This window comes from Flavobacterium noncentrifugens (assembly GCF_900100375.1).
In the GTDB taxonomy this organism is placed as follows: Bacteria; Bacteroidota; Bacteroidia; order Flavobacteriales; family Flavobacteriaceae; genus Flavobacterium; species Flavobacterium noncentrifugens.
The window spans coordinates 454,923-477,341 of sequence record NZ_FNEZ01000001.1 but is presented as its reverse complement, the minus strand read 5'-3'; the positions used below and the strand labels follow the sequence as shown (position 1 = coordinate 477,341).

Genomic DNA, 22,419 nt, shown 5'->3' with positions numbered 1-22,419 from the left:
CGAAATCGTAAATTACTTCACTTCCAAATCCACAAACTGAAACGCTTTTCCGCTAAACAAGCCTTTATCAGACAATTTTAAATCGGGAATCACAAGCAAAGCCATAAACGACAAAGTCATGAACGGCGCTTTTAAATTGCTTCCAAAACCTTTCGCCATCGCGTCGATTTCCTGGTATAGTTTTCCGGTTTCCCAACCGTCTTTGTCGCTGATGATTCCGGCAACGGGAAGTCCGAGGATTTTGGTTTCGGAGCCGTTTACAGCACAAATACCGCCAGTATTTTCAATAATTAAATTTACCGCTTTGCAGATTTCTTCGTCAGAAGTGCCCACAACCACAATATTATGGCAATCGTGAGCGACAGAACTCGCAATTGCACCTTTTTTCAATCCGAAATTTTTGATGAAAGCAATGGCTGGTTTAGCGTTTTGATATCGGTTGACAACTGCCATTTTCAAGATGTCATTTTCGGGATCTGAAATGATTTTTCCGTCTTGGATTTTGGGCTTAAAATGAATCTCGTTTGTAATCAATTGGCCTTCCAAAGCTTCAATGACGCGTATTTTATCAGGTAAACCTGAAATTGCAAAATCGGAAACTTCTTTTTTCGAAATGTTGAAATTGTTCGGCGTTTCAAACGGAACGTGTTTAACGAATGATTGTCCATTTTCAGCGACCAATTCGCCGTTGATGTACGTTTGGATGACTTTAAAATTGGTTAAATCTTTCACGACAATAAAATCGGCGGCATCATTTTCTTTGAGCAAACCCACATTCATTTTATAATGATTTACCGGATTGATGCAAGCCGATTGCAACACTTTAAACACATCGATTCCTTTTGCCACGGCGCGCGCGCAAAGCGAATTGATGTGGCCAAGAACCAGATCATCTGGATGTTTGTCATCCGAACAAAACATCATATTTTCATAATGCTCCGGAAGCAAATCGATTAAAGCTTCAAAGTTTTTAGCAGCGCTGCCTTCGCGGATCAGGACTTTCATGCCGAGCGATAATTTTTCCTGAGCTTCTTCAAACGAAAAGCATTCGTGATCGGTTGTAATTCCGGCTGAAATGTATTTTTTTAAATCGGCGCCACGCAAACCCGGCGCATGTCCGTCAACCGGTTTATTGAAATGTTTGGCCCATTCGATTTTCTTCAGGACTTCGGGATCACCAAATAAAACACCGGGGTAATTCATCATTTCGGCGAGGTAATAAATGTCGGGAGATTCGAGCAAATCTTTAATTCCGTTAGCATTGATCTCGGCGCCAGCGGTTTCAAAGGAAGTCGCAGGAACACAAGACGGCGCTCCGAAATGGAATTTTAATGGCACTTGCTTTCCGTTTTCGATCATGTAAAAAACGCCTTCGGCACCCAAAACATTTGCAATTTCATGCGGATCGGAAATCGTTGCGACTGTTCCGTGCAAAACGGCAATTTTTGCAAATTCGGAAGGAACGAGCATCGAACTTTCAATGTGGATGTGCGCGTCAATAAATCCGGGAAGAATATAGTTTTTAACGGAATGTTCTTTTTCTGTAATGGAAATGATCTTACCATTTTCAACCGTGATCTCGCCTGAATAAATGCGCTTTTTTGTGATGTCGACAACCTGTCCTGAAATTTGCATAAATTGAAATTTTAATGCAGCAAGAAACAAAAAATTTTATCGCAAAAATTACTAAATTTGGAAAACTTTATACACCATACAAAATCTTCATTATGCGCTGGACAATCAAATCATTACCCGATCAAGACACTGTAAAAAATCTGATGCATGTTTTAAGTATCGACAACATTACTGCTACACTTTTAGTCCAACGCGGCATCGAAACCTTCGAACAAGCCCGAAAATTTTTCCGCCCTGAATTGCAGGATTTACACGATCCGTATCTGATGAAAGATATGGACAAAGCCGTTGTCCGCATCGAAAAGGCCATTCAGAATAATGAAAATATTCTCGTGTTCGGCGATTATGACGTTGACGGAACAACTGCAGTTTCACTCGTTTCTTCGTATTTAAGAAGTTTTTATCCCAATATTGCCACTTATATTCCCGACCGTTACAATGAGGGTTATGGCGTTTCTTATTTAGGAATTGATTACGCAGACGACAACGGCTGTTCCCTGATCATTGCGCTGGATTGCGGCATCAAATCGATCGATCACGTGGCTTACGCCAATAGAAAAAACATCGATTTCATCATTTGCGACCACCACAGGCCAGGTGAATTTTTACCCGATGCGGTTGCGGTGCTCGACCCTAAAAGAAGCGATTGTTTTTATCCTTATGATGAGCTCTGCGGCTGCGGCATCGGTTTTAAACTGCTCCAGGCTTTAGGAAAAAACCGCGGCGAAACGACTGAAGATTTAATCCAATACCTCGATTTGGTTGCGACCGCAATTGCTGCAGATATTGTTCCGATGACAGGCGAAAACCGCATACTTGCAAAATTAGGGCTCGAAGTCATCAACGACAATCCGCGCCCCGGAATCAAAGCCTTAATTCACCAGATCAAAAAGAAAACACTCGATATTACCGATGTGGTTTTCATCATTGCACCCAGAATAAACGCCGCCGGACGCATCAAACACGGAAACCACGCAGTAGAATTGTTAACTGAATTCAATTTCGAACAGGCCCAACAATTCGCTTCCGAAATTGAACAATACAATTCAGACCGCAAAGACCTCGACAAGCAAATTACCAAAGAAGCGCTTCAGCAAATCATCGATAACAACGAACACGAAAATTTTACATCAGTCGTTTTTCACGAAACCTGGCATAAAGGCGTGATCGGAATTGTCGCGTCGCGATTGATCGAAACCTATTATCGCCCAACGCTCGTTTTCACAAAAAGCGGTGATAAATATGCCGCTTCGGCACGCTCTGTTAAAGGTTTTGATGTGTATAATGCGCTTGAAAGCTGTGCGGAATATTTAGAGCAATTCGGTGGGCACATGTATGCAGCCGGGCTTACATTAAAGGAAGAAAATTACCAGGCGTTCAAAAATGCATTCGAGGAAATCGTCAAAGCCACGATTCATCCCGACATGCGCATCCCGGAAATTTCAGTCGATGCCGCAATTGATTTCGATGAAATTACCCCAAAAATGACCCGGATCTTAAAGCAATTCGAACCGTTTGGCCCATTGAACATGACGCCGGTTTTCGTGACAAAAAACCTTCAGGACACAGGTTTTGCAAAAACTTTAGGCAGCGACAACGAGCATCTCAGACTTTACGTAAAACAAAATAATACGGGCGGAATTGGGGCGATTGGTTTCGGATTGGGTAATAAAATAGGCCTTACGCTAAACCAGCAATCGTTTCAGGCGGCTTACTGTATTGATGAAAACGAATGGAACGGCAACGTTTCGATGCAATTGCGGTTAAAGGATCTTAAGGAAAATTAGGGCGTGCCACCGCTTCACTGCGTTGCGCGCTGTCAGGCTTTACGCTGCAATCTTTTTAAAACCGCTGCGCTGATTTGGTTTTAGGATTTCCTCCCGAAACGTCGGAACCATCCTTCACGCAAGAAAAAATACCTGACAGCCACCAGCATAAAACCGAATGTCTACCATACATTCTTCTCTTAATCTCAAATTCCTTTTAATTTACTTCGTCAATTCGCTGCGCTCAGGTCAATTTTCACGCGAACCCAACTGAAACTTCAATCTTTAACAGGAAATTATTTAGAAAGAATATAAATAACATTATATTTGTTGCAAACGCTAAGGTGATGAAACAAATTGAACAGATCTATTTCAACGACTTCGGAATGGCTTTTTATTGGCTCGAACAAAATACAGTAATGCTAGACAAAATCCAGTTGGTCTTTAAGGAAACCGGATTTTACTTTACGATTGATGAACTGAAATCGTTTGTGAAATTAATCGAAGATAGCTGCAGGAAAAATACGTGTAAACACTGTGAAATGAAAAACCATTGCGCGAAATTCCTGCTCAAAACGCCCATTTCCCAAATTGACCTCGCTGTTTCCATGAAAGAACTCGACGGAATTAAAGACTTGGTTCAGGGCACTTTATTTAAAGTCAGCCTGCAGGAATATGTTTATGGCGTTGGGATGAATTGACTTTAAATCAGGAAGTTTTTTTTAATGCTCTTATGGTTCAAATGAAAAATAATAAACTAATTTTTATATTCTTTCAATTCAAAATTTTCCCCATCAAAAACGCCGTACGTAAAATATCCGATCCAGTCGCCCAAATTCACATATTCTGAATGTTCCCCAACAGCAATTTTCATCGGCAAATGCCTGTGGCCAAAGATAAAGTAATTGAAATGCTGGGTTTCAAGTTTGCGTTTCGCATACAAAACCAGCCATTCATTGTCTTCACCCAAAAATTTCACATCCGAATCCCCCGAAATCAGTTTGTTTTTTACAGACAAATACTGCGCAAGTTTCACCCCAAAATCAGGATGCAGCCACCTGAAAATCCATTTTGAAAATGGGTTGGTAAACACTTTTTTCATGCGTTTGTAACCTTTGTCACCCGGACCTTTTCCGTCACCGTGGCCAATTAAGAAAGTTTTGTCTCCAAAAGTAAATTCTTTATTGTCGTGATAAACGGGAATGTTGAGTTCCTTCTCAAAATAATCCGACATCCATAAATCATGGTTTCCCACAAAAAAATAAACCGGGATGCCGCTGTCGCGGATTTCGGCGAGCTTGCCCAAAACCCTTACAAAACCTTTAGGAACAACCGTTTGATATTCAAACCAGAAATCAAAAAGATCGCCCAAAAGGAAAATCGCAGCGGCATCTTTTTTGACTTCGTCGAGCCAGGCTACAAATTTTTGTTCACGCGGAAAACTGAGTTCAGGCGTTGGTGCGCCAAAATGCTGGTCGGAAGCGAAATACACTTTTTTGTTATCGGGCAATTGCATCTTTAGGATTCGGGATTATTAGTTGTCGCAAGCATACCATTCTGCGAATGACGTTTCGGTTTCCTGCAATTTCAGCGAGTGCAGTTTGATCGAGTCGGGCAGGCGGTTTTTGATTTTTTCGGCAAAATCGGTCACCATGTTTTCGCTCGTGGGCTGGTAATCGACCAAAATCACATGATGGCCGCGGTTTTTGAGTTCGTTAGCCAATTCGATATGCGGCGTGGTTTCATTAAAAACAGTCGCGTGGTCAAATAAATCGACGATTTCTTCCTTGACGATTTTCTTGAGGTCGGAGAAATCGATGACCATTCCGAATTTCACGTTGTTGCGGTCTGTGATGGGCGTTCCAATCACAGTAACCGACAATTTATAGCTGTGTCCGTGTACGTTTTTGCATTTGCCGTCATAGCCGTAAAGCGCGTGGCCGGTTTCGAAACTGAATTGTTTGGTGATTCTGATGTTGCTCATTCCAGGTTGGATTTGGCCGCAAATTTACGAATTTTATTGTTGTGAAACCGAAATGCCCTAGCCCGGATTGCAGCGGTATCCTTTTGCCGGCTTTTTAGCAGGTAAAAGATACAAGCGGAAAGCCGGAAATAGCTCCTGATAAAAAACAAACAGTTTTTGGAAAAAGTTTTTCGTATGTGAATGAAAGTAGTATATTTGCGGACACGTTTTGGGGGATTAGCTCATTTGGCTAGAGCGCTTGCCTGGCAGGCAAGAGGTGGTCGGTTCGAATCCGATATTCTCCACAAAAAAAAGCACTTCAGATCGAAGTGCTTTTTTGTTCTAGTATATTTTGAATTATGCTTTTGGTAACGGAGCGCCAACGGCAACATCACAACGGTGGCCTTCCTGTCCGTGTGGCGGATTCATTCCCGGAGCAGTTGTGGCAGTAGCGGTATTTGGATTTAAAATCGCAGGGGCACCAGTGGCAGGGGTCATTTTAGGTGACGGAACAATGACCTGCGGGGTTTGTGCGGTTTTTGCGACAGGCGAATTCAGCGGTGCGCCAACAGCAATATCACATCTATGATTGGGTTGTCCGTGTGGCGGATTCATTCCAGGAGCGGTTTTAACCGGTGGTGCAGGCATGCTTACCTGTTGTGGCTGTCCTTGTGTTGCTACCGGAACATTTTGCTGCATGGCAGGCGGTGCCTGAACTTGCATTGGCGGTGTCGCTTCTGCTACTGGTACGGCCGGAACCGGATTTCCAGAGCTTTCCTGTGGTTCCAGTTCTTTTTTACACGACAAGACCAATATAGCGGAAATAAACAATAAGCTTAAAAGGGATTTTTTCATTTCGAACATTTTTAATTAAGGTTTTCAAATATAACCTTTTGAAGTCTTTTGTCAAAGATTTATCTGATGTTGAGGTGTTAAAAAAGCGCAACATCTTGAAATATTGCGCTTTATATGAATCTGTATTGCTTTACTCAAGCTTTGCCTTGGCTTTTGCCGCTGCGCTTTTCGTTTCTGCTTTTACTTCTTTAGCTGCTTTTGTCGCTTTTGCATCGGCTTTGGCTGCATCTTTTTTGGTTGCTGTTTTCACTTCGGCAGCGGTTTCTTTGACTTCTTTTTTTGTGGCTTTGGCTGCTTTTTCAGTTTTATTTGCTACTTTTTTAGAAGTTTGTTTGACTTCTTTTTTTGCCTTTTCAACTCTCGTGTCCTGTGCATAGAAATTTGCCGAAAAAGCAAGAAGCATACACATCAACAACACAATTCTTAACGATTTTGATTTCATGATATTTTTGGTTTAAGATTAATAGTAACTAAAGTTAATGATTTAAACCGAAGTCTCAAATTAAAAATACGCCCGCAATTGAATGCTTCCAGTATGGATCGTATCGCTGGTTTCACTTTTCCGGCCCTGGTAATTCACGTTGACATCGAGATATTGCGTCAGGTTTTTCTGAACGAGCAAACGCCAAGTCATATTTTGTCCGGGCTGCAAACCTTCGAGCATTTGGAAAGCCGCAGGCGTGAGCTCGCTTCCCGTAAATTTATTCTCATACAACGAAAATTCGCCGTTCATGGATAGTTTTTTCTGGGTATTGTATGAAAAGGATGTTCCGACGCGCGTTTGTTTCAGCGTTTCCATTCCGCCCATTTTATTGTCTTTGTTCTGAAATTCATAAAAAACATCCCAGCTTGCATTCTGTGAAAACAAATACGAGATCTTCGGAGATAATTTATAACTGTCGATGAGGTAATTCCGCGTTAAGCTGAAATCGGCAGCCAAATCATCGTCAATCGTTGTTTTGGTTTTCGAAGTTTGCCCGGCCATCGCAAACAGCCATGTTTTCTGGTACAAATGCGTGTATTGCAATTGGTGGGAGCTGTTCTTGTTTTCCTGCGATCCGATCGAAAGCAGGTTTCTGGTGCGGTTGTTTAAAAAAGTATACGTCACCGAATGCTTTTGCTTGCCGCGGTTGTAAAAAAAACTGTTCCTGAAAGCCGTGTTGAGACCGAGATCTTCATCAGAAGTATGAAACGGATTCAGGTCGAAATTGTCGCCGTTGCGTTCAATTTTCCGATCGATCAAATACGAAGTCTGGTTGTAAAAATAGGACAGGATTTTCAAAAACCCGGAATTGTTCTGCCATTGGTTTGGGTTTAAAGTCACCGATTCCGAGAATTTATTCTGATGCGTTTTAATGAAAACCTGGTTCGGCAAATACACACGCACATATTTCGCCTGATCTGGAAATGGAGCGACTTCAAACTCCTGCAATTCCTGGATTCCGTTGCCGTTGTAATCGTTCCAGGTATAAACGCCTTGTCCTGGTTCGACTTCGAGATACGTAAATTCCTGTTGTGCAATCGTTCCCGAACTGGTTTCATAAGCCGTTGTCGTTTGCACCAATTGGTCAAAAAACCGGCTGTTGTATAAAATCCGCGAATTTAGTGAAGGCTCGTTTTGATGTACCGGATCGGTGAATTTCAGCGTGCGGTAATTCACATAAACCGACAGGTCGCTTCTTTCATTCTGGATCAATTTTGATTTCAGATAATACGAATGCGAATTGTTCACGCGCTGCAACAAGCCGTTTTGCAAACTGTCATTTGTGCGGTTTAAATAGCCCAATTCCATAAACACCTTCGTACTGTCGCCGCGGCCTGCAAAAGCACCGTATTCAAAAAAGCGCTGGCTCAAGGTTGAAAATAAATTTGTTTCCTTGATTTTTTCCTGATTGTCCTCGAGCCGAACCGTTCCGCCAACCCAGTTTTTCCCAAAATGGTAGCGCGCTTGTGTTTGGTTTCTAAGGAATTTGGATGTGGCCAATGTGCCGTCGCTGTGCATAAAACTGCTGTTGTTCTGAATGTTCCAAGCATCAAATTTGAAAAGCGCATTGATCAAATGTCGGTTTCCCGAAAAACTTCCGGTAAAGTCAAGTTTTTCAAACTGATACGTTAATTGTCCTTTTTTTGGCAGATTTAAATTCACACCTGAAATGAGGTAACTTTGGTTTCCCGAAACGGCGTTTAAATTCCAATCGCGGTCAAATTCAATATTAAAAAGACGTTCTATGGTACGAAAATCTTTCTGAACGAACTGGTAATTCGCAAAGGCATCAACTTCCCATTTTCCGGTCAACAAGCGTTGTTTTGCATTGATCTTTCCGGCCAAACCCTGATTGTCATTGTCGTCAAGCGAAGAAAATAAATTGAGGTCGTTGTTGCTGATGCCGAGCTCAAAATCAACATTGGTCTTTTCCGACGGATTGAATTTCCCCATAACCGTCGCAATCTGGATTTTTGTGGGCGCCACCAAACGCGTAATCGGATCGTAATTTCCCTGTTTGATGCCATTTAACGGCGCGAGATATTCATAAATCCGCCCGACGGCAGCATTGTTTGCCAGTATGTAATTCCCGAGATTGTTGCCAACGAGCGTAAATTTGACATTGTACAACACATCGGTTTCGAGGTTTGAGTATTGGAAAATTTCTACACCGTCAACTGTCGTTTTTTTATACAAAGTTTTGTTTATCGAATAAGTGTCTACGTATGCGGAAGGCGCAGTCATCAAGTTAGGATCATCGCCTGCTTCGACGAGTATTTTTGCCTGTTCTTCTGATAAACTTTGCTGCAACGGTTGGTTTTTGACATCATTTTCTGAATAAACATAAGTGCCAATGCTCCATTTTTCCTGTTCGTGCGTTGCTCCGAAATAAGTGACAAAACGCGTATAATTCCGATCGGAAAATTGGTATTCGATGTTGATTCGCATTTCAGAAGTGATTGGGAAAAGCGATGTGAAAATGATTTCCCCGGCGTTGTAATCGATAGTATAATCGTTGTTTTCGCCGCGCTTGAGTAAAATTCCATTCACATAAACACGTTCTGAACCTGAAACAACCAGAATAAAAAGCTCGCCATTTGAACCGCGCAATTTATACGGACCCTGATTTCCTTCCTGCCCAACGAAAGTGCTTTTCGCATATTGGCCGCGCACCAAAGCCGCCGAAGCAAAGACATTGGTTTTGTTGCCTTCTTTTCCGAAATTAAAACTCGTGGCCAAACCCTGGACTTTTTTATTGAAATTCAGGAACCGGGATTTTCGGTTTTCGAGGAACAGATCGCCTGCGCGGATGTTCCATTTGTCGCTGAATAATTCGATGAAAATCTGGTCGAATTCGTCCAATTTCTGCGAATATCCGCCATCCTGAAGCGGAATGTTGCTATCCTGGATAGACGCGCGAAGGCTGACTTTATCAGATATTTTTCCGGTGATCTGTAAATCGAGATTGGAGTTGACAACGGCATTCTGGTTGTTTCCAATGGTAATGCCGCGCGTAATGCTTCCCGAGGTGTCCAATCCGTCGAAAGGCTTGAAAGTTTTCGTCGGATCATTTGAAACGCGATACAAATTCGTCAGCGCACCTTCATTTGAAATCACGCGCTTATCGTCGTAAATGCTGTATCGTTTGGTTAGATATTCTGGAAATTTCAAAAAGCGAACGGTCAGCGTATCAGCTGTAAAAGGATAATTTTCCTTGAAAACCAAAGTTCCTTTTTCAAAATTCATTTTGTAAAAAGTGGAATCTACCAGATTGGCATTGGCGTCAAGCAATTTAAAAAATGCCGCATTTACACTCACAGAATCGATATGGATGGTGTCGCGCGTGGCTACTATTTTCCTGTTTTTGTAAGGCGTCACGATTTCCTGAGCGTGAACTCCGGAAAACCAGCACATTGTCAAACAAAAAAGTAATTTTTTAAACATAGCAACTATAACGCAATTGCATCAAAAGTAGTGTGTTTTGGGAATTGGACAATTAGAAAATGCGTTAATTAGGAAATGGGCAGGTGCAGTTTATTTCTTGTATCCAATTTTAGATCTTTCAGGCAGTTCTTTCTTCTCCGAAAGTTCATCGATATACTGAAAAACGAGTTCGATATTTTTGCCTTGATTTTCAAGTTTTCGTTTCACTTTCTCCAAGTCGGTCCGAATATCAGAAACATCTGAAAAATGCTGCTTGATTTTTGAGAAGATCCGCATGATCTGGATGTTCGTTTGAATGGCACTTTCGCTATTGATTACGCCGGAAAGCATGAGTACGCCGTGTTCTGTGAAAGCCATCGGAGCATAACGCAAACCGAGTTTATCAGCATTGGAGGTCGCAATTTGCGACCTCCAATTGTCAAATTCTGCTTTAGACAATTCAAACATAAAATCTTCGGGAAATCCTGAAATGTTTCCTTGCACCGCTTCTTTCACTCTTTTAGTTTCCACATTATACAATTGCGCTAAATCACGATCGAGCATTACTTTTTCATTCCTGATCATAAAAATTTTGTCAACAATTATCTCATTGACAATGGGTTTTACTTCGTTTGGTACATATCATTTTTTGTATGGTTTATAAATTATTCTGGATTATGTTTCTTTAGTCACGATTTGCATCGTTTCGCGGCTGACCTGTTTTAATAAAACAGATTTTCCGTCTTCAACCATTTTTGACGCTTTTTCATCAAAATGCCGAATGGTATAAAGTGACACATTTTCATTGTATGACACTTTGAATTTTTTAGAAAGAATGGTTTTTAATGCTGTAAAATTCCCAAATTTGTCGTCAACACAAACCGAAAAACTAATCGCCGAATTCTGGATCAAATGCACTTTCATCTTATATTGATGCAACAGCGCAAAAATCTCGCTGATATTTTCTTCCATGATAAAAGAAAAATCGATCGATGAAAGCGAAATCAAAAGCTGGTTTTTCTTCACGATAAAACACGGCAATTCCGGTTCTAAATCGGTGCCTTTTGAAACCGAAGTTCCGGGTAAAGTAGGGTTTAAAAACGATTTTACAAATAATGGAATTTCCTTTCTTTGCAATGGCTGCAAGGTTTTCGGATGGATTACAGTCGCGCCGTAAAACGCCAGTTCGATTGCTTCGCGATAAGAAATATGGTTCAGCAAGCTCGCATTTTCAAAATAGCGCGGATCGGCATTCATCACGCCGGGAACATCTTTCCAGATCGTGACACTTTCGGCATTCAAGCAATACGCAAAAATAGCCGCTGTATAATCAGAACCTTCACGGCCCAAAGTCGTCGTAAAATTATTTTCATCCGAACCTAAAAATCCCTGTGTAATATTGAGGACTTTTTTCTTGACGTTTTTCGAAATATTCTTTTGCGTCAGTTCCCAATTGACATTTGCATCGCGGTAATTGTTGTCGGTTTTGATGAAATTCCGCACATCGATCCAATTGGTTTTGATGCCCGAAAAATTCATGAAATGCGACAAAATCGTTGTTGAGATCAACTCTCCGAAACTTACGACCTGATCGTAAACGAAGTTATAATTCGGCGATTTGTTCTGGCTCAGGAAATAATCGAGATCAGCGAAAAGCTTATTCACATCCGTGAAAACGGCATTTTTGTCATCGTCAAATAGATCGAGCAAAATCTGGTTGTGGTATTTTTTGACTTCCTGGACAGACGATTTTAATGCTGCCGATTTGTCGAAATAATCTTTAATGACGATTTCCAGAGCGTTTGTCGTTTTTCCCATCGCCGAAACGACCAATAAAACATCTTCGTAACCCGTTTGCTGCAATACGCTAAAAACGTTCCTGATTCCGGCTGCGTCCTTTATTGAAGCGCCGCCAAATTTGAATATTCTCATTTTTTAAGTCTAATGTCGAACGTCGAAAGTCAAACGACCTCTCATTTCGGGTTATTGATAAATTGTTCGATTCCGTTTTCGTCCATTTGTGCAACCAGCCAGTCTTTTAGGACTTTCGCACCTGACTTTTCATAGAATTGGATCGCCGGAATATTCCAGTCGAGCACATTCCATTCAATCCGTCGCACGTTGTCTTTCTTACCTTGTTTGATGATTTCCGAATACAAGGCAAATCCGGCGCCCGAACCGCGAAAATCTTCCTTTACGATCAAATCTTCAAGATGGATTGTTTTGCCTTTCCAGGTCGAATATCGGTAATAATACAGTGCCATTCCAATAATTTTACCGTCGATTTCTGCAATGAAAGTCTGGAATAACGGGTTTTCAGAAAATCCGTCGCACTCGAGATCGGCAACTGTTACAACGACTGCATCGGGTTCTTTTTCAAAAACGGCGAGTTCTGTAATGAGCACTAAAACTTCGGGCATGTCGGCTTTTTCGCCTTTTCTTATGATCATTTTTATTTTATTTGAAGCTGTTTCCTGCTATCCGCTCTATCTTTTATTCCACTGCGTTACATAAAAGGATGCCGCTTCTATCAGGGCTAGGCATTGTTCAAAAAACAAATATACAAATCCAAAACTATCTGTGAAAAATCCTGCAATTTTCATAAAAGTAACCGATATTTGCACGACTAACTACAACGATTTCGCAATGGAAGAACGCAACAAAACGCTCGGGGAATTTATTATTGAAAAGCAAAAAGACCATCAATATTCCTCGGGAGAATTATCTAAGATCATCAACTCCATACGATTGGCTGCAAAAGTCGTCAATTATAAAGTAAACAAAGCCGGGCTTGTTGACATTGTCGGCGCGGCTGGTGAACAAAATATCCAGGGCGAAGACCAGCAAAAACTCGATGTGTATGCGAATGACGTTTTCATCCAAACGTTAATCAACCGCGAAATTGTATGCGGGATCGCGTCTGAAGAGAACGACGAATTTATCACCGTTCGCGGACTCGATGAAGGCCACAACAACAAATATGTCGTGTTGATGGATCCGCTTGATGGCTCGTCAAATATTGATGTGAATGTTTCTGTCGGGACGATTTTTTCGGTTTATAAAAGAATTACACCGATTGGTACGCCGGTAACTTTAGCAGATTTTCTGCAGCCCGGAACGGCGCAAGTTGCTGCAGGTTATGTCATTTACGGAACATCAACCATGCTCGTTTACACTACAGGCCACGGCGTAAACGGATTTACCTTAAATCCAGCCATAGGAACGTTTTATCTGTCGCATCCAAACATGCAATTTAAGGAAGACGGAAATATTTACTCGATCAACGAAGGCAATTATGTGCATTTTCCGCAGGGCGTGAAAGATTATATCAAATATTGCCAATTGGAAGAAGGCGACCGGCCGTATACTTCACGTTATATCGGAAGTTTGGTTTCTGACATCCACCGAAACATGATTAAAGGCGGCATTTATATTTATCCGACAAGTTCGAAAGCGGCAAAAGGAAAATTGAGATTGTTATACGAATGCAACCCAATGGCATTTGTCGTAGAACAGGCCGGCGGAAAAGCGTCAGATGGTTTTGGAAGAATCATGGAAATCGAGCCAACGGAATTGCACCAGCGCGTGCCTTTTTTCTGCGGAAGTAAAAATATGGTCGAGAAAGCAGAAGAATTTATGATGAAGGCAACTAGCTAAAAATAACCAAACCAAATTCCATAAAAAATCCGGATTTCAATTGCGAAATCCGGATTTTGATTTATAAATGCAACGCTGCACTATTTATTCATATGTTCCATCTCGTACATAAAAGTCTCAGAATCTACTTTCTGATCGATCAATGACATGGCTTTGTCTATAATATAATTGACGTTTCCAGGCGTAAATCCCAATGCCAATCCGATTCTTCTGAGTAAAATATCCTGCTTGTCGCCAATGTGGTGGTCTACGTGAACCATTCTGGCCAAATCATACAAACGCTCCAGCCTTTGGGAATATAAATACGGCGGATTGATTGGATATTTTGTTGGATTATCAAGGATTTCATCATATTCTTCAGGCGAAATCTCGAGTTTTTCGGCAAGTTTGTCTAAGAATGTTTTTTCTTCCGGAGCTACTTTTCCGTCGGCAAGCGCAACACGAACGATTGCAGAGAAATGTCCTTTGTTCCTGCTTTTGAATTCGCTATCAAATAAATCTGAAAATGACATAATTTTTGTTTTTATCGTGCAAATATAAAGCTAATTTCATTTTATTAAAATTCCTTTATAACAAACTTTTTGGTTTTGCAATTGGCTGTTTCCAAAATGTTAAAGGCAAAGGCTTAAAATCAAAATAAATTGTAAGTTTACAAACCCTGAATCTTAATAAAATCAATATGTCAGAATTCTGGATGTATACCGAAACAGGCCTGCGCCATGTGCTTGATATCAAAGGGTATAGCCATGTGGTTTTTCTTGTTGCGCTGTTGGTTCCGTTTGTTTTGAAAGACTGGAAACGGATTTTGTTATTGCTGTCGGTTTTCACGATCGGACATTTGCTGGCAATGCTGCTTTCAATATTTCATATTTTGACGATCAAAGCCAGCATGATTGCATTTCTGATTCCGGTGACGATTTTAATTACAGCGGTTTACAATTTGTTTACGGCCGGAAAATCTGCAAAAAACGATAATATTACGGCATTTGTGGCTTTGTTTTTCGGAGCCATTCATGGATTGCGGTTTTCAGAATATTTCAAGTCGGTTTTGGGTGGAAGCAAATTGGTGCCGCTGCTAGAATTTGAACTCGGGATTGTCGCCGCACAAATCATCACAGCCGTTGTTGTATTGCTGTTGTCATTTGTGTTTCAAAATTTCCTGAAGTTCTCGAGACGCGATTTTGCATTGGTTTTTTCAGCATTTGTGATCGGGGTTGTGCTTCCGTCGATTATCAAAAACAATATTTGGAATTGAATTTTTACATTTTAAATGGATATAAAAAAATTAAATAAATACGACAAAGCCTATCTTCGGATTGCCCGCGAATGGGGACAATTGTCGTATTGCAAACGAAAACAAGTCGGCGCCATTATCGTTCGCGACCGAATGATCATTTCCGATGGTTATAACGGAACGCCTTCGGGTTTTGAAAATTGCTGCGAAGATTCGGAAGGATTAACCAATTGGTACGTACTGCACGCTGAAGCGAATGCGATCTTAAAAGTCGCACGTTCAACCCAATCCTGTGAAGGTGCCACCTTATACATTACGCTTTCGCCTTGCCGCGAATGCAGCAAATTAATCCATCAGTCGGGCATTAAAAGAGTGGTTTACCAAAAAGGCTATCGCGACACTTCCGGAATTGATTTTCTTGAGAAAGCGGGCGTTATCGTGGATCAGATAGAAGATTTTGAATAAATGAAAATCAATAAAATTTACATTCCGATATTCTTTTTTGCCACTTTGGCAATCGGCGTTTTGCTGGGCGGTTTTTTGAATTTTCCGGTAGACAAACCGTCGTTTTCAAAGAACAATTACAAGACAAAATTAAACCGGCTGATCGATTTCATCGACAATGAATATGTGGATAATGTCAACACCGATTCGATTGTCGATCTGACAGTGAACAACATTCTGGAAAAACTCGATCCGCATTCGGTTTACATTCCGCCAACAGAGCAAACGGAAGTTGCCGAAAGCATGAAGGGCGATTTCGTGGGCATTGGGATTAATTTTTACATGTATAAAGATTCCTTGGCAGTCATTAAACCGTTGGAAAACGGCCCATCTGAAAAAGCCGGCATCAAAGCGGGCGATCGGATTTTATTTGCCGGAAAAACCAAATTGTACGGAAGAAATTTGCCATCGGACAGTTTGTTCTCGAAATTGAAAGGCATTCCGGGATCAGATATTGAGCTAACCATTTTCCGCAAAAGCGAAAATAAAAAGTTCAAAGTCAAACTCAAGCGCGACATCATTCCGATCAAAAGCGTCGATGTTGGGATTTTGCTGAATCCGGAAACGGGCTACATTAAAATCAACCGTTTTGCAGAAACAACTTACGACGAATTTCAGCAGGCGCTTACGAAATTAAGAAACGATCACATCACTTCGCTCGTTATCGATTTGCGCGACAACGGCGGCGGTTATATGGAAATGGCTTCGAAAATTGCCGACGAATTGCTGAAAAATAAAGACCTGATCGTTTTTACAAAAAACAAAAAAGGCCGTATCGATAAAACTTTTGCAACAGAAAGAGGTGATTTTGAAGAAGGAAAAGTGTCGGTTTTGATTAATGAAAACAGCGCTTCGGCAAGCGAAATCTTAGCAGGCGCGATTCAGGACAACGACCGCGGTACCATTGTTGGACGCCGTTCTTTCGGGAAAGGCCTGGTGCAGCGCGAAATGGATTTTGAAGATGGATCGGCTGTGCGGTTGACTGTTGCGAGATATTATACGCCCTCAGGCCGTTCGATCCAGAAAAGCTATTCTCACGGAAGCGAAGAATATTTCAACGAATTTTCGAAGCGTTTTGAGGACGGTGAATTGTATGATAAAGACAGCATTAAAATTGCCGATACGTTGAAATTCAAGACCAAAGGCGGGAAAATCGTCTATGGCGGCGGCGGAATCGTTCCCGATATTTTCGTCCCGCTTGAAGTCGAACACGGCCAGGAAACAACCGCTTATTTAATGCAATCGGGCGCAGTTGGGCATTTTGTGTTTGAGCAATTGGACAAATACCGCAATGATTTTAAAGGTTTGGCATTTGCCCAATTTCTGACAAAAATGGATAAAAGTGATTTGTATTTCAACAATTTCCAGAAATACATCGGAAACCTCGGATTGGATTTAAAATTGTACAAAAACAAGGCTTTGGTAAAACGTTATTTAACGGCTGAATTTGCAAAGCAACTGTTTGACGATGAGAAATATTACGAGATCATTCTAAAAGAAGATCCGATGGTGAGAGCTGTTTTGAAAGATTGAACAGAATCAAACAATGTTACAAAAAACAGCCCTGAGTTCAATGAATTCAGGGCTGTTTTTATATAATTGGACTGAAATTTATTTAATACTGTCGTGGCTTTGACTTTGATTGCCATTGTTCCATAACGTAAGAATGTCTGTGGCTACTTCAGCACCGCTTCCGGCAGCAATGGCAAGCTGGCTGCGTTTTCCGGCTAAAGTTCCGGCTACATAAATGCCTTCGGTAACTTTATGATCGGTATTTTTAAGCTGGATGCGGTTTTTTTCCGGAATTGATTTTTTGTGTGGCTCGATGTAATGTTCAAGGCCTTCAATCATTAAAGTATTGGCCCAGCCCACAGCAACAACGACGATTTTTGTCTGATATGAATCTTTATTAGTAACGACCGTGAAATTTGGATATTCCCCTTCGATTTTCATCACTTTTTCATTTGCCATTTGGGCAACGTGCGGATATAATTTTGACAATTGTTCGATGCTTTCAAACATCAATTCTGAACCGAGTTTTCCCGGTGAAATTCCGTAAGCGTTGTTGAATAAAGCTTCCTGAAGGTTGGTGTTTTTCTGGTGGGTAAAAACCCCGATTTTTTTAGCCGCTGCAAATGGTTTTTTGTAGGCAGAACCCAGTACCAATGCACACGACATTCCGGCTACGCCGCCGCCAACGATCAATACATCAAACATAAAAGGGAAATTTTAATTGTTTCTGGTTTTTTCTTCGATCATCTTAGACATCCTGAAAATAAGCAGGATGAAAACGGCACAGAATGAAGCTGCGATCCCAATTAATGCCACCATGCTGTTGCCTTCGAATAAATGATCAAAATCCAGTAAAGTAATGTTGAAGATGATTAATGCCAGTGCGATAACAACTAATATTGTGGTGAAAATTTTCATCAGAAGAATTTTGTTTGGAGTGAAATTAGTAAAAATCGGTTAGACGAACAAACCTTTAACATTAGCCGCGAATAATTTAACAGCAATTGCTAAAAGCACGACACCAAAGGTTTTCCGGATGACACCGAGCCCGTTTTTGCCTAGCATTTTTTCGATTTTCGGGGACGATTTCAATACGACATAAACCAGGATAATATTGAGGATAATGGCAATGACAATGTTAACGGTTTGAAACTGAGAACGCAGCGATAATAAAGTCGTCATCGTTCCTGCGCCGGCAATTAAAGGAAATGCAAGCGGAACAATTGATGCCGAACTCGCTTCTTCGTCTTTATAAATCCGGATTCCAAGGATCATTTCGAGTGCTAGGAAAAAAAGTACGAAAGAACCTGCAACAGCAAATGAATGCACGTCAATCCCGATTAAGTTTAAAAACTCTTCGCCGATAAAAAGAAAAACAATCATGATAATTCCGGCTGCAATGGACGCTTTTTCAGATTCGATGTGGCCTACTTTTGTGCGTAGATCTACTACGATCGGAATGGTGCCGACGATATCGATTACTGCAAAAAGCACCATGGAAACGGTGATTATTTCTTTAAAATCAAAAAACATAATTTCCTTTTTTAGAGGCTGCAAAATTATTCTATTTATCTGCCTTTAAAGCTAATATTGCGTTAATTTATTTTGTATCATTGGGTTTAAATCAAAAGCCGTTATGAAAAGAATAGTACAAGCTGCGTTTTTACTTTTGAGCATTTCTTCGTTTGCACAATTTAGTTTGGAACATACATATCAGGAAAATTTTGTAAAACGAATCAAGTTGGAGATTTCTGGAGAAAAGTATTATTTGTACGATACCGAAAGTCGTTCCGTTAAGCTGTACAATGCCGATCATACTTTTTGGAAAGCAATTCCACTACAACTCCCGACCGGTTCTTCTGCAAATGGAATATCATTAATTTCAGAAACAAAATTTGATCCCGATGCAAATCTTGAAATTGCCTATCATTATGATCTTGACGAGTCGTTAACTGGAATACAAGCGGAATCAAGAGTAATTTCCGAAAATGGAAATATACTCCTTACGCTGCCAAATGCTTATTTTTTAGAATTCAGCGAAATCGAAGGACTTTCCGATAAATTTATCGCAACAACTGTGCTTTCTTTAGAAAACGGAAATCTCGATTTTTCAAGCCAAGTTTTTACACTGCCAGGACTTGCTTTAGAAAACACCTATTTGCATGGTCAGGTGCAACGCGTAATGCTTGAGAATTCAGGTGAGAAATATGCATTGATAAATATGCACAGTGGTTTTGCAGAGGTATACAACAGTAATCATGCTTTATGGAAGTCGTTTGATCTTTCATTTCCCGATTCAGTAATATCCGGTAGAATCCTTTTTATATCAGAAAATAAGATAAATCCTGATCCGCTTCTGGAAATAGGTTACACAAGGCAATATAGGTTCAATAGTGATTCTACTTCTAAAATTGTTAATGAAAACGGTTTAGAGTTGTTTTCAATTGACAATGGCGGTGTGTTTCTAAATAGTATAAATGAACTTTCAGATAAACTTTTGGTTGTTGAAAATCAAATTCTTAATGAATTTGTTACAAAAGTTTACGCATTGCCTTCATTTGCATTAGAACATACTTATACGAATAAAAATATTTCCCGCGTTAAATTTGAAACCACAGGCGAGAAATATTACAACACCAATGAAAGTAACGGCAATGCTGAAATTTTTAATGCAGATCATACAATATGGAAAACAATTCCACTTTCACCACCATTGAATTATAACGTTAGTTATATTTCGCATATTTCTGAAAAAATGATAAATAATGACAACTTTATAGAATTGTCTTATAATTGTACTTACCAGGGCAGCGAAACACCCGACTTTTATTATACAACTCGTTTTATCAATGAAAATGGGCAGCAATTGTTAAATGCTGATGGCTGCAGGATAGCAGAAATCAGTAAAATTGATGGGCTAGAAACCAAGATCATCGGAGAAAAGTTTGTTGACTTCTTCGTCCCTCAAGGGGCAGTTTATGGTCACAGCGATTTGAACAGTGACGCTTTTACAAATAATATTGTAGCGGTTTTTCCAAATCCTGCAACGTCAGAAGTTCAGATACACAACAATGCCGTACCAATAATAGAAGCAAAACTCTATAATGTAAACGGAATTTTAGTTCAGTCTGAAAAGCATAAAAGCATAAAAAAAATCAATGTTGAAAATCTCACGACAGGCAATTATTTCCTAAAATTAACTGATTCAGCCGGGCGTTATTCTACACATAAAATGCTAATTTCTCATTAACCTTGAAACCAGTCAACCAATTTGTGGATGCGCTTCTTTGAACGCTTCAAAGTTTAAAGTATCTTTGCTGCATGTTTCAACTCGGAAAAACCATTGTCTCTGAAGACATCCTCGAAAAAGATTTTGTCTGCAATTTATCTGCCTGTCACGGTGCCTGCTGTGTTGATGGAGATGCCGGTGCGCCTTTGAGCGAAGCCGAAACCAAGATTTTGGAAGACATTTACGATAAGGTAAAACCGTTTTTGCGCCCCGAAGGAATTGCCGCGATCGAAGCGCAAGGAACCTGGGTTGTTGGAACTGACGGAACACTCGAAACACCGCTCATCGACGAAAAAGATTGCGCTTACGTCATTTTTGACGGAAAAACCGCCCTTTGCGGCATTGAACAAGCCTACAATCAGGGCGAAGTGTCGTGGAAAAAACCGGTTTCGTGTCATTTGTATCCTATCCGTATAAAAGAATTTTCAGAATTTTCGGCAGTGAATTACGACCGTTGGGATATTTGCGATCCGGCTTGTTCGTTAGGTGCTGAACTCGAAGTTCCGGTATATAAATTTGTTAAAGAAGCGTTGGTTCGAAAATTTGGTTCTGAATGGTATGCCGAGCTTGAAAAAGTGGCAGAAGACCTTAAAAAATAACAAAATTTTCTGCGTTATTTCAGATATTTTTCTCATGGTGAACTTTCCTTTATTTGCAGCACTTTAGCAAAAACCTGTTTTTTAAAATACTTATTTCCAATATTTTACGTTTGATTAAAATTTGCCAATCCGATTTTTGACTTGTTAAAAACTATGTGCAATTGTCAATAACTTTGGCTTTCATTTGCCGTTTCAAATTCTAACTTTGTAATCGGAATCAAAACAAAATATTTTGTTAAAATTTCCGAAAAACTTCCTCTTATTATGTCGCAAATTGAACCTATATTACAAGAAAACAAAAACCGTTTCGTTATTTTTCCTATCAAGCACCACGACATTTGGGATTGGTATAAAAAAATGGAGGCGAGTTTCTGGACTGCCGAAGAAATTGATTTGCATCAGGATTTAAACGACTGGAATAACAAACTGAATTCGGATGAAAAATACTTCATCAAACACATTCTTGCCTTTTTTGCTGCTTCGGACGGAATTGTGAACGAAAACCTCGCTGAGAATTTCGTAAACGAAGTGCAATATGCCGAAGCGAAATTTTTCTATGGTTTCCAGATCATGATGGAAAACATCCACAGCGAAACCTATTCGCTTTTGATTGATACGTATGTGAAAGACGAAGTGGAAAAAGACCAGTTGTTCCGCGCGCTTGAAGTGTTTCCGGCGATTAAAAAGAAAGCGGACTGGGCATTGAAATGGATCGATTCTGATTCTTTTGCCGAAAGGCTGATTGCGTTTGCTGCCGTGGAAGGCATTTTCTTTTCGGGCGCATTCTGTTCGATTTTCTGGCTCAAAAAACGCGGATTGATGCCAGGATTGACGTTTTCAAACGAACTGATTTCGCGTGACGAAGGCGTACATTGCGATTTCGCAGTGCATTTGCACAACCACCATTTGATCAATAAAGTGCCTAAAGCGAGAATTAAAGAGATTTTGATGCAGGCTTTAGAGATCGAACGCGAATTTATTACCGAGTCGCTTCCTGCAAGTTTAATTGGGATGAATGCGACTTTAATGGCGCAGTATTTAGAATTCGTAACCGATCGTTTATTGGTAGAATTGGGCTGCGAACGCGTGTACAATTCAGCGAATCCGTTTGATTTTATGGATATGATCTCGCTTCAGGGGAAAACCAATTTCTTTGAAAAACGCGTATCGGAATACCAGAAAGCCGGTGTGATGAACAGCGGGTCGACCGGTGACGCCGATTCGCAGAAAATTACTTTTGACGCGGATTTTTAAGGAAGTCGCAAAGTTTCAAAGTATCAGAGTAGCAAAGTTTGTTCTTGATAAGTGAAATTTAAAAATTTACCATTAAGGGATTAAGGCTCATTAAGGTTAATGTTTCTTAATTTCTTAATGGTTCGAAAATAGCCCGGATAGCAGTGGAAATCCTTTTTTGAGGTTTTTCACCGAAAAAAAGATTGCAACGGATAGCCGGAATAGCTTCTAAGAAACAAAAACAACAATTATACAAATAACCCGA

22 protein-coding genes and 1 tRNA gene are annotated in these 22,419 nt (G+C 40.4%); 10 read left to right on the top strand and 13 right to left on the bottom strand.

Going from position 1 to position 22,419, the window contains the following annotated elements:
• Positions 1 to 12 precede the first annotated feature (12 nt).
• Positions 13 to 1,635 (bottom strand): adenine deaminase, encoded by a 1,623-nt coding sequence (gene ade, locus BLS32_RS02140; RefSeq protein WP_091392373.1) that lies wholly within the window; start codon positions 1,633 to 1,635, stop codon positions 13 to 15.
• Between the two features lie 92 nt (positions 1,636 to 1,727).
• Between ade and recJ the strand changes: the two genes are divergently transcribed.
• Both recJ and BLS32_RS02130 read left to right on the top strand, forming a co-directional pair.
• A complete protein-coding gene (gene recJ, locus BLS32_RS02135) occupies positions 1,728 to 3,422 on the top strand; it encodes a single-stranded-DNA-specific exonuclease RecJ (RefSeq protein WP_091392371.1) in 1,695 nt (564 codons plus the stop codon).
• 326 nt (positions 3,423 to 3,748) lie between these two features.
• Positions 3,749 to 4,102 (top strand): hypothetical protein, encoded by a 354-nt coding sequence (locus BLS32_RS02130; protein ID WP_091391649.1) that lies wholly within the window; start codon positions 3,749 to 3,751, stop codon positions 4,100 to 4,102.
• A gap of 56 nt (positions 4,103 to 4,158) precedes the next feature.
• Here the strand turns inward: BLS32_RS02130 and BLS32_RS02125 are convergent, their stop codons facing one another.
• Both BLS32_RS02125 and BLS32_RS02120 read right to left on the bottom strand, forming a co-directional pair.
• Positions 4,159 to 4,917, bottom strand: coding sequence for a UDP-2,3-diacylglucosamine diphosphatase (locus BLS32_RS02125; RefSeq protein WP_091391648.1), 759 nt, complete (start codon positions 4,915 to 4,917; stop codon positions 4,159 to 4,161).
• Positions 4,918 to 4,935: 18 nt separating this feature from the next.
• Positions 4,936 to 5,385, bottom strand: coding sequence for a 6-pyruvoyl trahydropterin synthase family protein (locus tag BLS32_RS02120; RefSeq protein ID WP_091391647.1), 450 nt, complete (start codon positions 5,383 to 5,385; stop codon positions 4,936 to 4,938).
• A gap of 210 nt (positions 5,386 to 5,595) precedes the next feature.
• On the opposite strand from BLS32_RS02120, the gene BLS32_RS02115 reads away from it, so the two are divergent.
• Positions 5,596 to 5,669: transfer RNA gene (locus BLS32_RS02115), tRNA-Ala, on the top strand.
• Between the two features lie 52 nt (positions 5,670 to 5,721).
• On the opposite strand, the gene BLS32_RS02110 is transcribed toward BLS32_RS02115, so the two are convergent.
• From BLS32_RS02110 to BLS32_RS02085, 6 genes are all read right to left on the bottom strand, one after another.
• Positions 5,722 to 6,219 carry a hypothetical protein gene (locus BLS32_RS02110; protein WP_091392369.1) on the bottom strand — a complete coding sequence of 166 codons (498 nt, stop codon included), beginning with the start codon at positions 6,217 to 6,219 and terminating at the stop codon, positions 5,722 to 5,724.
• Positions 6,220 to 6,349: 130 nt separating this feature from the next.
• Positions 6,350 to 6,661, bottom strand: coding sequence for a hypothetical protein (locus BLS32_RS02105; RefSeq protein WP_139171671.1), 312 nt, complete (start codon positions 6,659 to 6,661; stop codon positions 6,350 to 6,352).
• A gap of 60 nt (positions 6,662 to 6,721) precedes the next feature.
• Positions 6,722 to 10,147 (bottom strand): hypothetical protein, encoded by a 3,426-nt coding sequence (locus BLS32_RS02100; protein ID WP_091391645.1) that lies wholly within the window; start codon positions 10,145 to 10,147, stop codon positions 6,722 to 6,724.
• 90 nt (positions 10,148 to 10,237) lie between these two features.
• Positions 10,238 to 10,711 (bottom strand): ORF6N domain-containing protein, encoded by a 474-nt coding sequence (locus tag BLS32_RS02095; protein ID WP_091391644.1) that lies wholly within the window; start codon positions 10,709 to 10,711, stop codon positions 10,238 to 10,240.
• A gap of 90 nt (positions 10,712 to 10,801) precedes the next feature.
• Positions 10,802 to 12,058: an aspartate kinase gene (locus BLS32_RS02090; protein ID WP_091391643.1), complete on the bottom strand. Its 1,257-nt coding sequence runs from the start codon at positions 12,056 to 12,058 to the stop codon at positions 10,802 to 10,804.
• Positions 12,059 to 12,099: 41 nt separating this feature from the next.
• On the bottom strand, positions 12,100 to 12,576 hold the full coding sequence (locus BLS32_RS02085; RefSeq protein WP_091391642.1) for a GNAT family N-acetyltransferase: 477 nt from the start codon (positions 12,574 to 12,576) through the stop codon (positions 12,100 to 12,102).
• Between the two features lie 196 nt (positions 12,577 to 12,772).
• On the opposite strand from BLS32_RS02085, the gene fbp reads away from it, so the two are divergent.
• On the top strand, positions 12,773 to 13,783 hold the full coding sequence (gene fbp / locus BLS32_RS02080; protein WP_091391641.1) for a class 1 fructose-bisphosphatase: 1,011 nt from the start codon (positions 12,773 to 12,775) through the stop codon (positions 13,781 to 13,783).
• A gap of 80 nt (positions 13,784 to 13,863) precedes the next feature.
• On the opposite strand, the gene BLS32_RS02075 is transcribed toward fbp, so the two are convergent.
• Positions 13,864 to 14,295: a TerB family tellurite resistance protein gene (locus BLS32_RS02075; protein ID WP_091391640.1), complete on the bottom strand. Its 432-nt coding sequence runs from the start codon at positions 14,293 to 14,295 to the stop codon at positions 13,864 to 13,866.
• 167 nt (positions 14,296 to 14,462) lie between these two features.
• Here BLS32_RS02075 and BLS32_RS02070 point away from each other — a divergent pair, with 167 nt between their 5' ends.
• Genes BLS32_RS02070 through BLS32_RS02060 form a run of 3 tightly spaced genes read left to right on the top strand, consistent with a single transcriptional unit; the run spans position 14,463 to position 17,054 of the window.
• Entirely contained in the window at positions 14,463 to 15,038 is a 576-nt protein-coding gene (locus BLS32_RS02070) for a HupE/UreJ family protein (protein WP_091391639.1), read from the top strand.
• Positions 15,039 to 15,053: 15 nt separating this feature from the next.
• Complete coding sequence (locus BLS32_RS02065) at positions 15,054 to 15,482, top strand: deoxycytidylate deaminase (protein ID WP_091391638.1); 429 nt, start codon at positions 15,054 to 15,056, stop codon at positions 15,480 to 15,482.
• Complete coding sequence (locus tag BLS32_RS02060) at positions 15,483 to 17,054, top strand: S41 family peptidase (RefSeq protein ID WP_091391637.1); 1,572 nt, start codon at positions 15,483 to 15,485, stop codon at positions 17,052 to 17,054.
• Positions 17,055 to 17,132: 78 nt separating this feature from the next.
• On the opposite strand, the gene BLS32_RS02055 is transcribed toward BLS32_RS02060, so the two are convergent.
• The 3 genes from BLS32_RS02055 to BLS32_RS02045 are packed head-to-tail and all read right to left on the bottom strand — an operon-like array spanning position 17,133 to position 18,569.
• Positions 17,133 to 17,738 (bottom strand): FAD-dependent oxidoreductase, encoded by a 606-nt coding sequence (locus tag BLS32_RS02055; RefSeq protein WP_091391636.1) that lies wholly within the window; start codon positions 17,736 to 17,738, stop codon positions 17,133 to 17,135.
• A 12-nt stretch (positions 17,739 to 17,750) separates the two neighbouring features.
• The gene (locus tag BLS32_RS02050) at positions 17,751 to 17,951 is read right to left on the bottom strand and encodes a hypothetical protein (protein WP_091391635.1); all 201 of its coding nucleotides are present in this window, start codon (positions 17,949 to 17,951) and stop codon (positions 17,751 to 17,753) included.
• Positions 17,952 to 17,990: 39 nt separating this feature from the next.
• Positions 17,991 to 18,569, bottom strand: coding sequence for a MarC family protein (locus BLS32_RS02045; RefSeq protein ID WP_170227508.1), 579 nt, complete (start codon positions 18,567 to 18,569; stop codon positions 17,991 to 17,993).
• Positions 18,570 to 18,669: 100 nt separating this feature from the next.
• Between BLS32_RS02045 and BLS32_RS02040 the strand changes: the two genes are divergently transcribed.
• From BLS32_RS02040 to BLS32_RS02030, 3 genes are all read left to right on the top strand, one after another.
• Positions 18,670 to 20,283 (top strand): T9SS type A sorting domain-containing protein, encoded by a 1,614-nt coding sequence (locus BLS32_RS02040; RefSeq protein ID WP_091391633.1) that lies wholly within the window; start codon positions 18,670 to 18,672, stop codon positions 20,281 to 20,283.
• Positions 20,284 to 20,354: 71 nt separating this feature from the next.
• Positions 20,355 to 20,921, top strand: a complete 567-nt coding sequence (locus BLS32_RS02035; RefSeq protein ID WP_091391632.1) for a DUF3109 family protein — start codon at positions 20,355 to 20,357, stop codon at positions 20,919 to 20,921.
• A gap of 264 nt (positions 20,922 to 21,185) precedes the next feature.
• Positions 21,186 to 22,175, top strand: coding sequence for a ribonucleotide-diphosphate reductase subunit beta (locus BLS32_RS02030; RefSeq protein ID WP_091391631.1), 990 nt, complete (start codon positions 21,186 to 21,188; stop codon positions 22,173 to 22,175).
• The last annotated feature ends 244 nt before the right edge of the window (positions 22,176 to 22,419 follow it).

Coding starts and splice junctions, on each gene's coding strand:
- ade (WP_091392373.1), bottom strand. CDS start 1,635: ATGCAAATTTCAGGACAGGTTGTCGACATCACAAAAAAGCGCATTTAT.
- recJ (WP_091392371.1), top strand. CDS start 1,728: ATGCGCTGGACAATCAAATCATTACCCGATCAAGACACTGTAAAAAAT.
- BLS32_RS02130 (WP_091391649.1), top strand. CDS start 3,749: ATGAAACAAATTGAACAGATCTATTTCAACGACTTCGGAATGGCTTTT.
- BLS32_RS02125 (WP_091391648.1), bottom strand. CDS start 4,917: ATGCAATTGCCCGATAACAAAAAAGTGTATTTCGCTTCCGACCAGCAT.
- BLS32_RS02120 (WP_091391647.1), bottom strand. CDS start 5,385: ATGAGCAACATCAGAATCACCAAACAATTCAGTTTCGAAACCGGCCAC.
- BLS32_RS02110 (WP_091392369.1), bottom strand. CDS start 6,219: ATGAAAAAATCCCTTTTAAGCTTATTGTTTATTTCCGCTATATTGGTC.
- BLS32_RS02105 (WP_139171671.1), bottom strand. CDS start 6,661: ATGAAATCAAAATCGTTAAGAATTGTGTTGTTGATGTGTATGCTTCTT.
- BLS32_RS02100 (WP_091391645.1), bottom strand. CDS start 10,147: ATGTTTAAAAAATTACTTTTTTGTTTGACAATGTGCTGGTTTTCCGGA.
- BLS32_RS02095 (WP_091391644.1), bottom strand. CDS start 10,711: ATGATCAGGAATGAAAAAGTAATGCTCGATCGTGATTTAGCGCAATTG.
- BLS32_RS02090 (WP_091391643.1), bottom strand. CDS start 12,058: ATGAGAATATTCAAATTTGGCGGCGCTTCAATAAAGGACGCAGCCGGA.
- BLS32_RS02085 (WP_091391642.1), bottom strand. CDS start 12,576: ATGATCATAAGAAAAGGCGAAAAAGCCGACATGCCCGAAGTTTTAGTG.
- fbp (WP_091391641.1), top strand. CDS start 12,773: ATGGAAGAACGCAACAAAACGCTCGGGGAATTTATTATTGAAAAGCAA.
- BLS32_RS02075 (WP_091391640.1), bottom strand. CDS start 14,295: ATGTCATTTTCAGATTTATTTGATAGCGAATTCAAAAGCAGGAACAAA.
- BLS32_RS02070 (WP_091391639.1), top strand. CDS start 14,463: ATGTCAGAATTCTGGATGTATACCGAAACAGGCCTGCGCCATGTGCTT.
- BLS32_RS02065 (WP_091391638.1), top strand. CDS start 15,054: ATGGATATAAAAAAATTAAATAAATACGACAAAGCCTATCTTCGGATT.
- BLS32_RS02060 (WP_091391637.1), top strand. CDS start 15,483: ATGAAAATCAATAAAATTTACATTCCGATATTCTTTTTTGCCACTTTG.
- BLS32_RS02055 (WP_091391636.1), bottom strand. CDS start 17,738: ATGTTTGATGTATTGATCGTTGGCGGCGGCGTAGCCGGAATGTCGTGT.
- BLS32_RS02050 (WP_091391635.1), bottom strand. CDS start 17,951: ATGAAAATTTTCACCACAATATTAGTTGTTATCGCACTGGCATTAATC.
- BLS32_RS02040 (WP_091391633.1), top strand. CDS start 18,670: ATGAAAAGAATAGTACAAGCTGCGTTTTTACTTTTGAGCATTTCTTCG.
- BLS32_RS02035 (WP_091391632.1), top strand. CDS start 20,355: ATGTTTCAACTCGGAAAAACCATTGTCTCTGAAGACATCCTCGAAAAA.
- BLS32_RS02030 (WP_091391631.1), top strand. CDS start 21,186: ATGTCGCAAATTGAACCTATATTACAAGAAAACAAAAACCGTTTCGTT.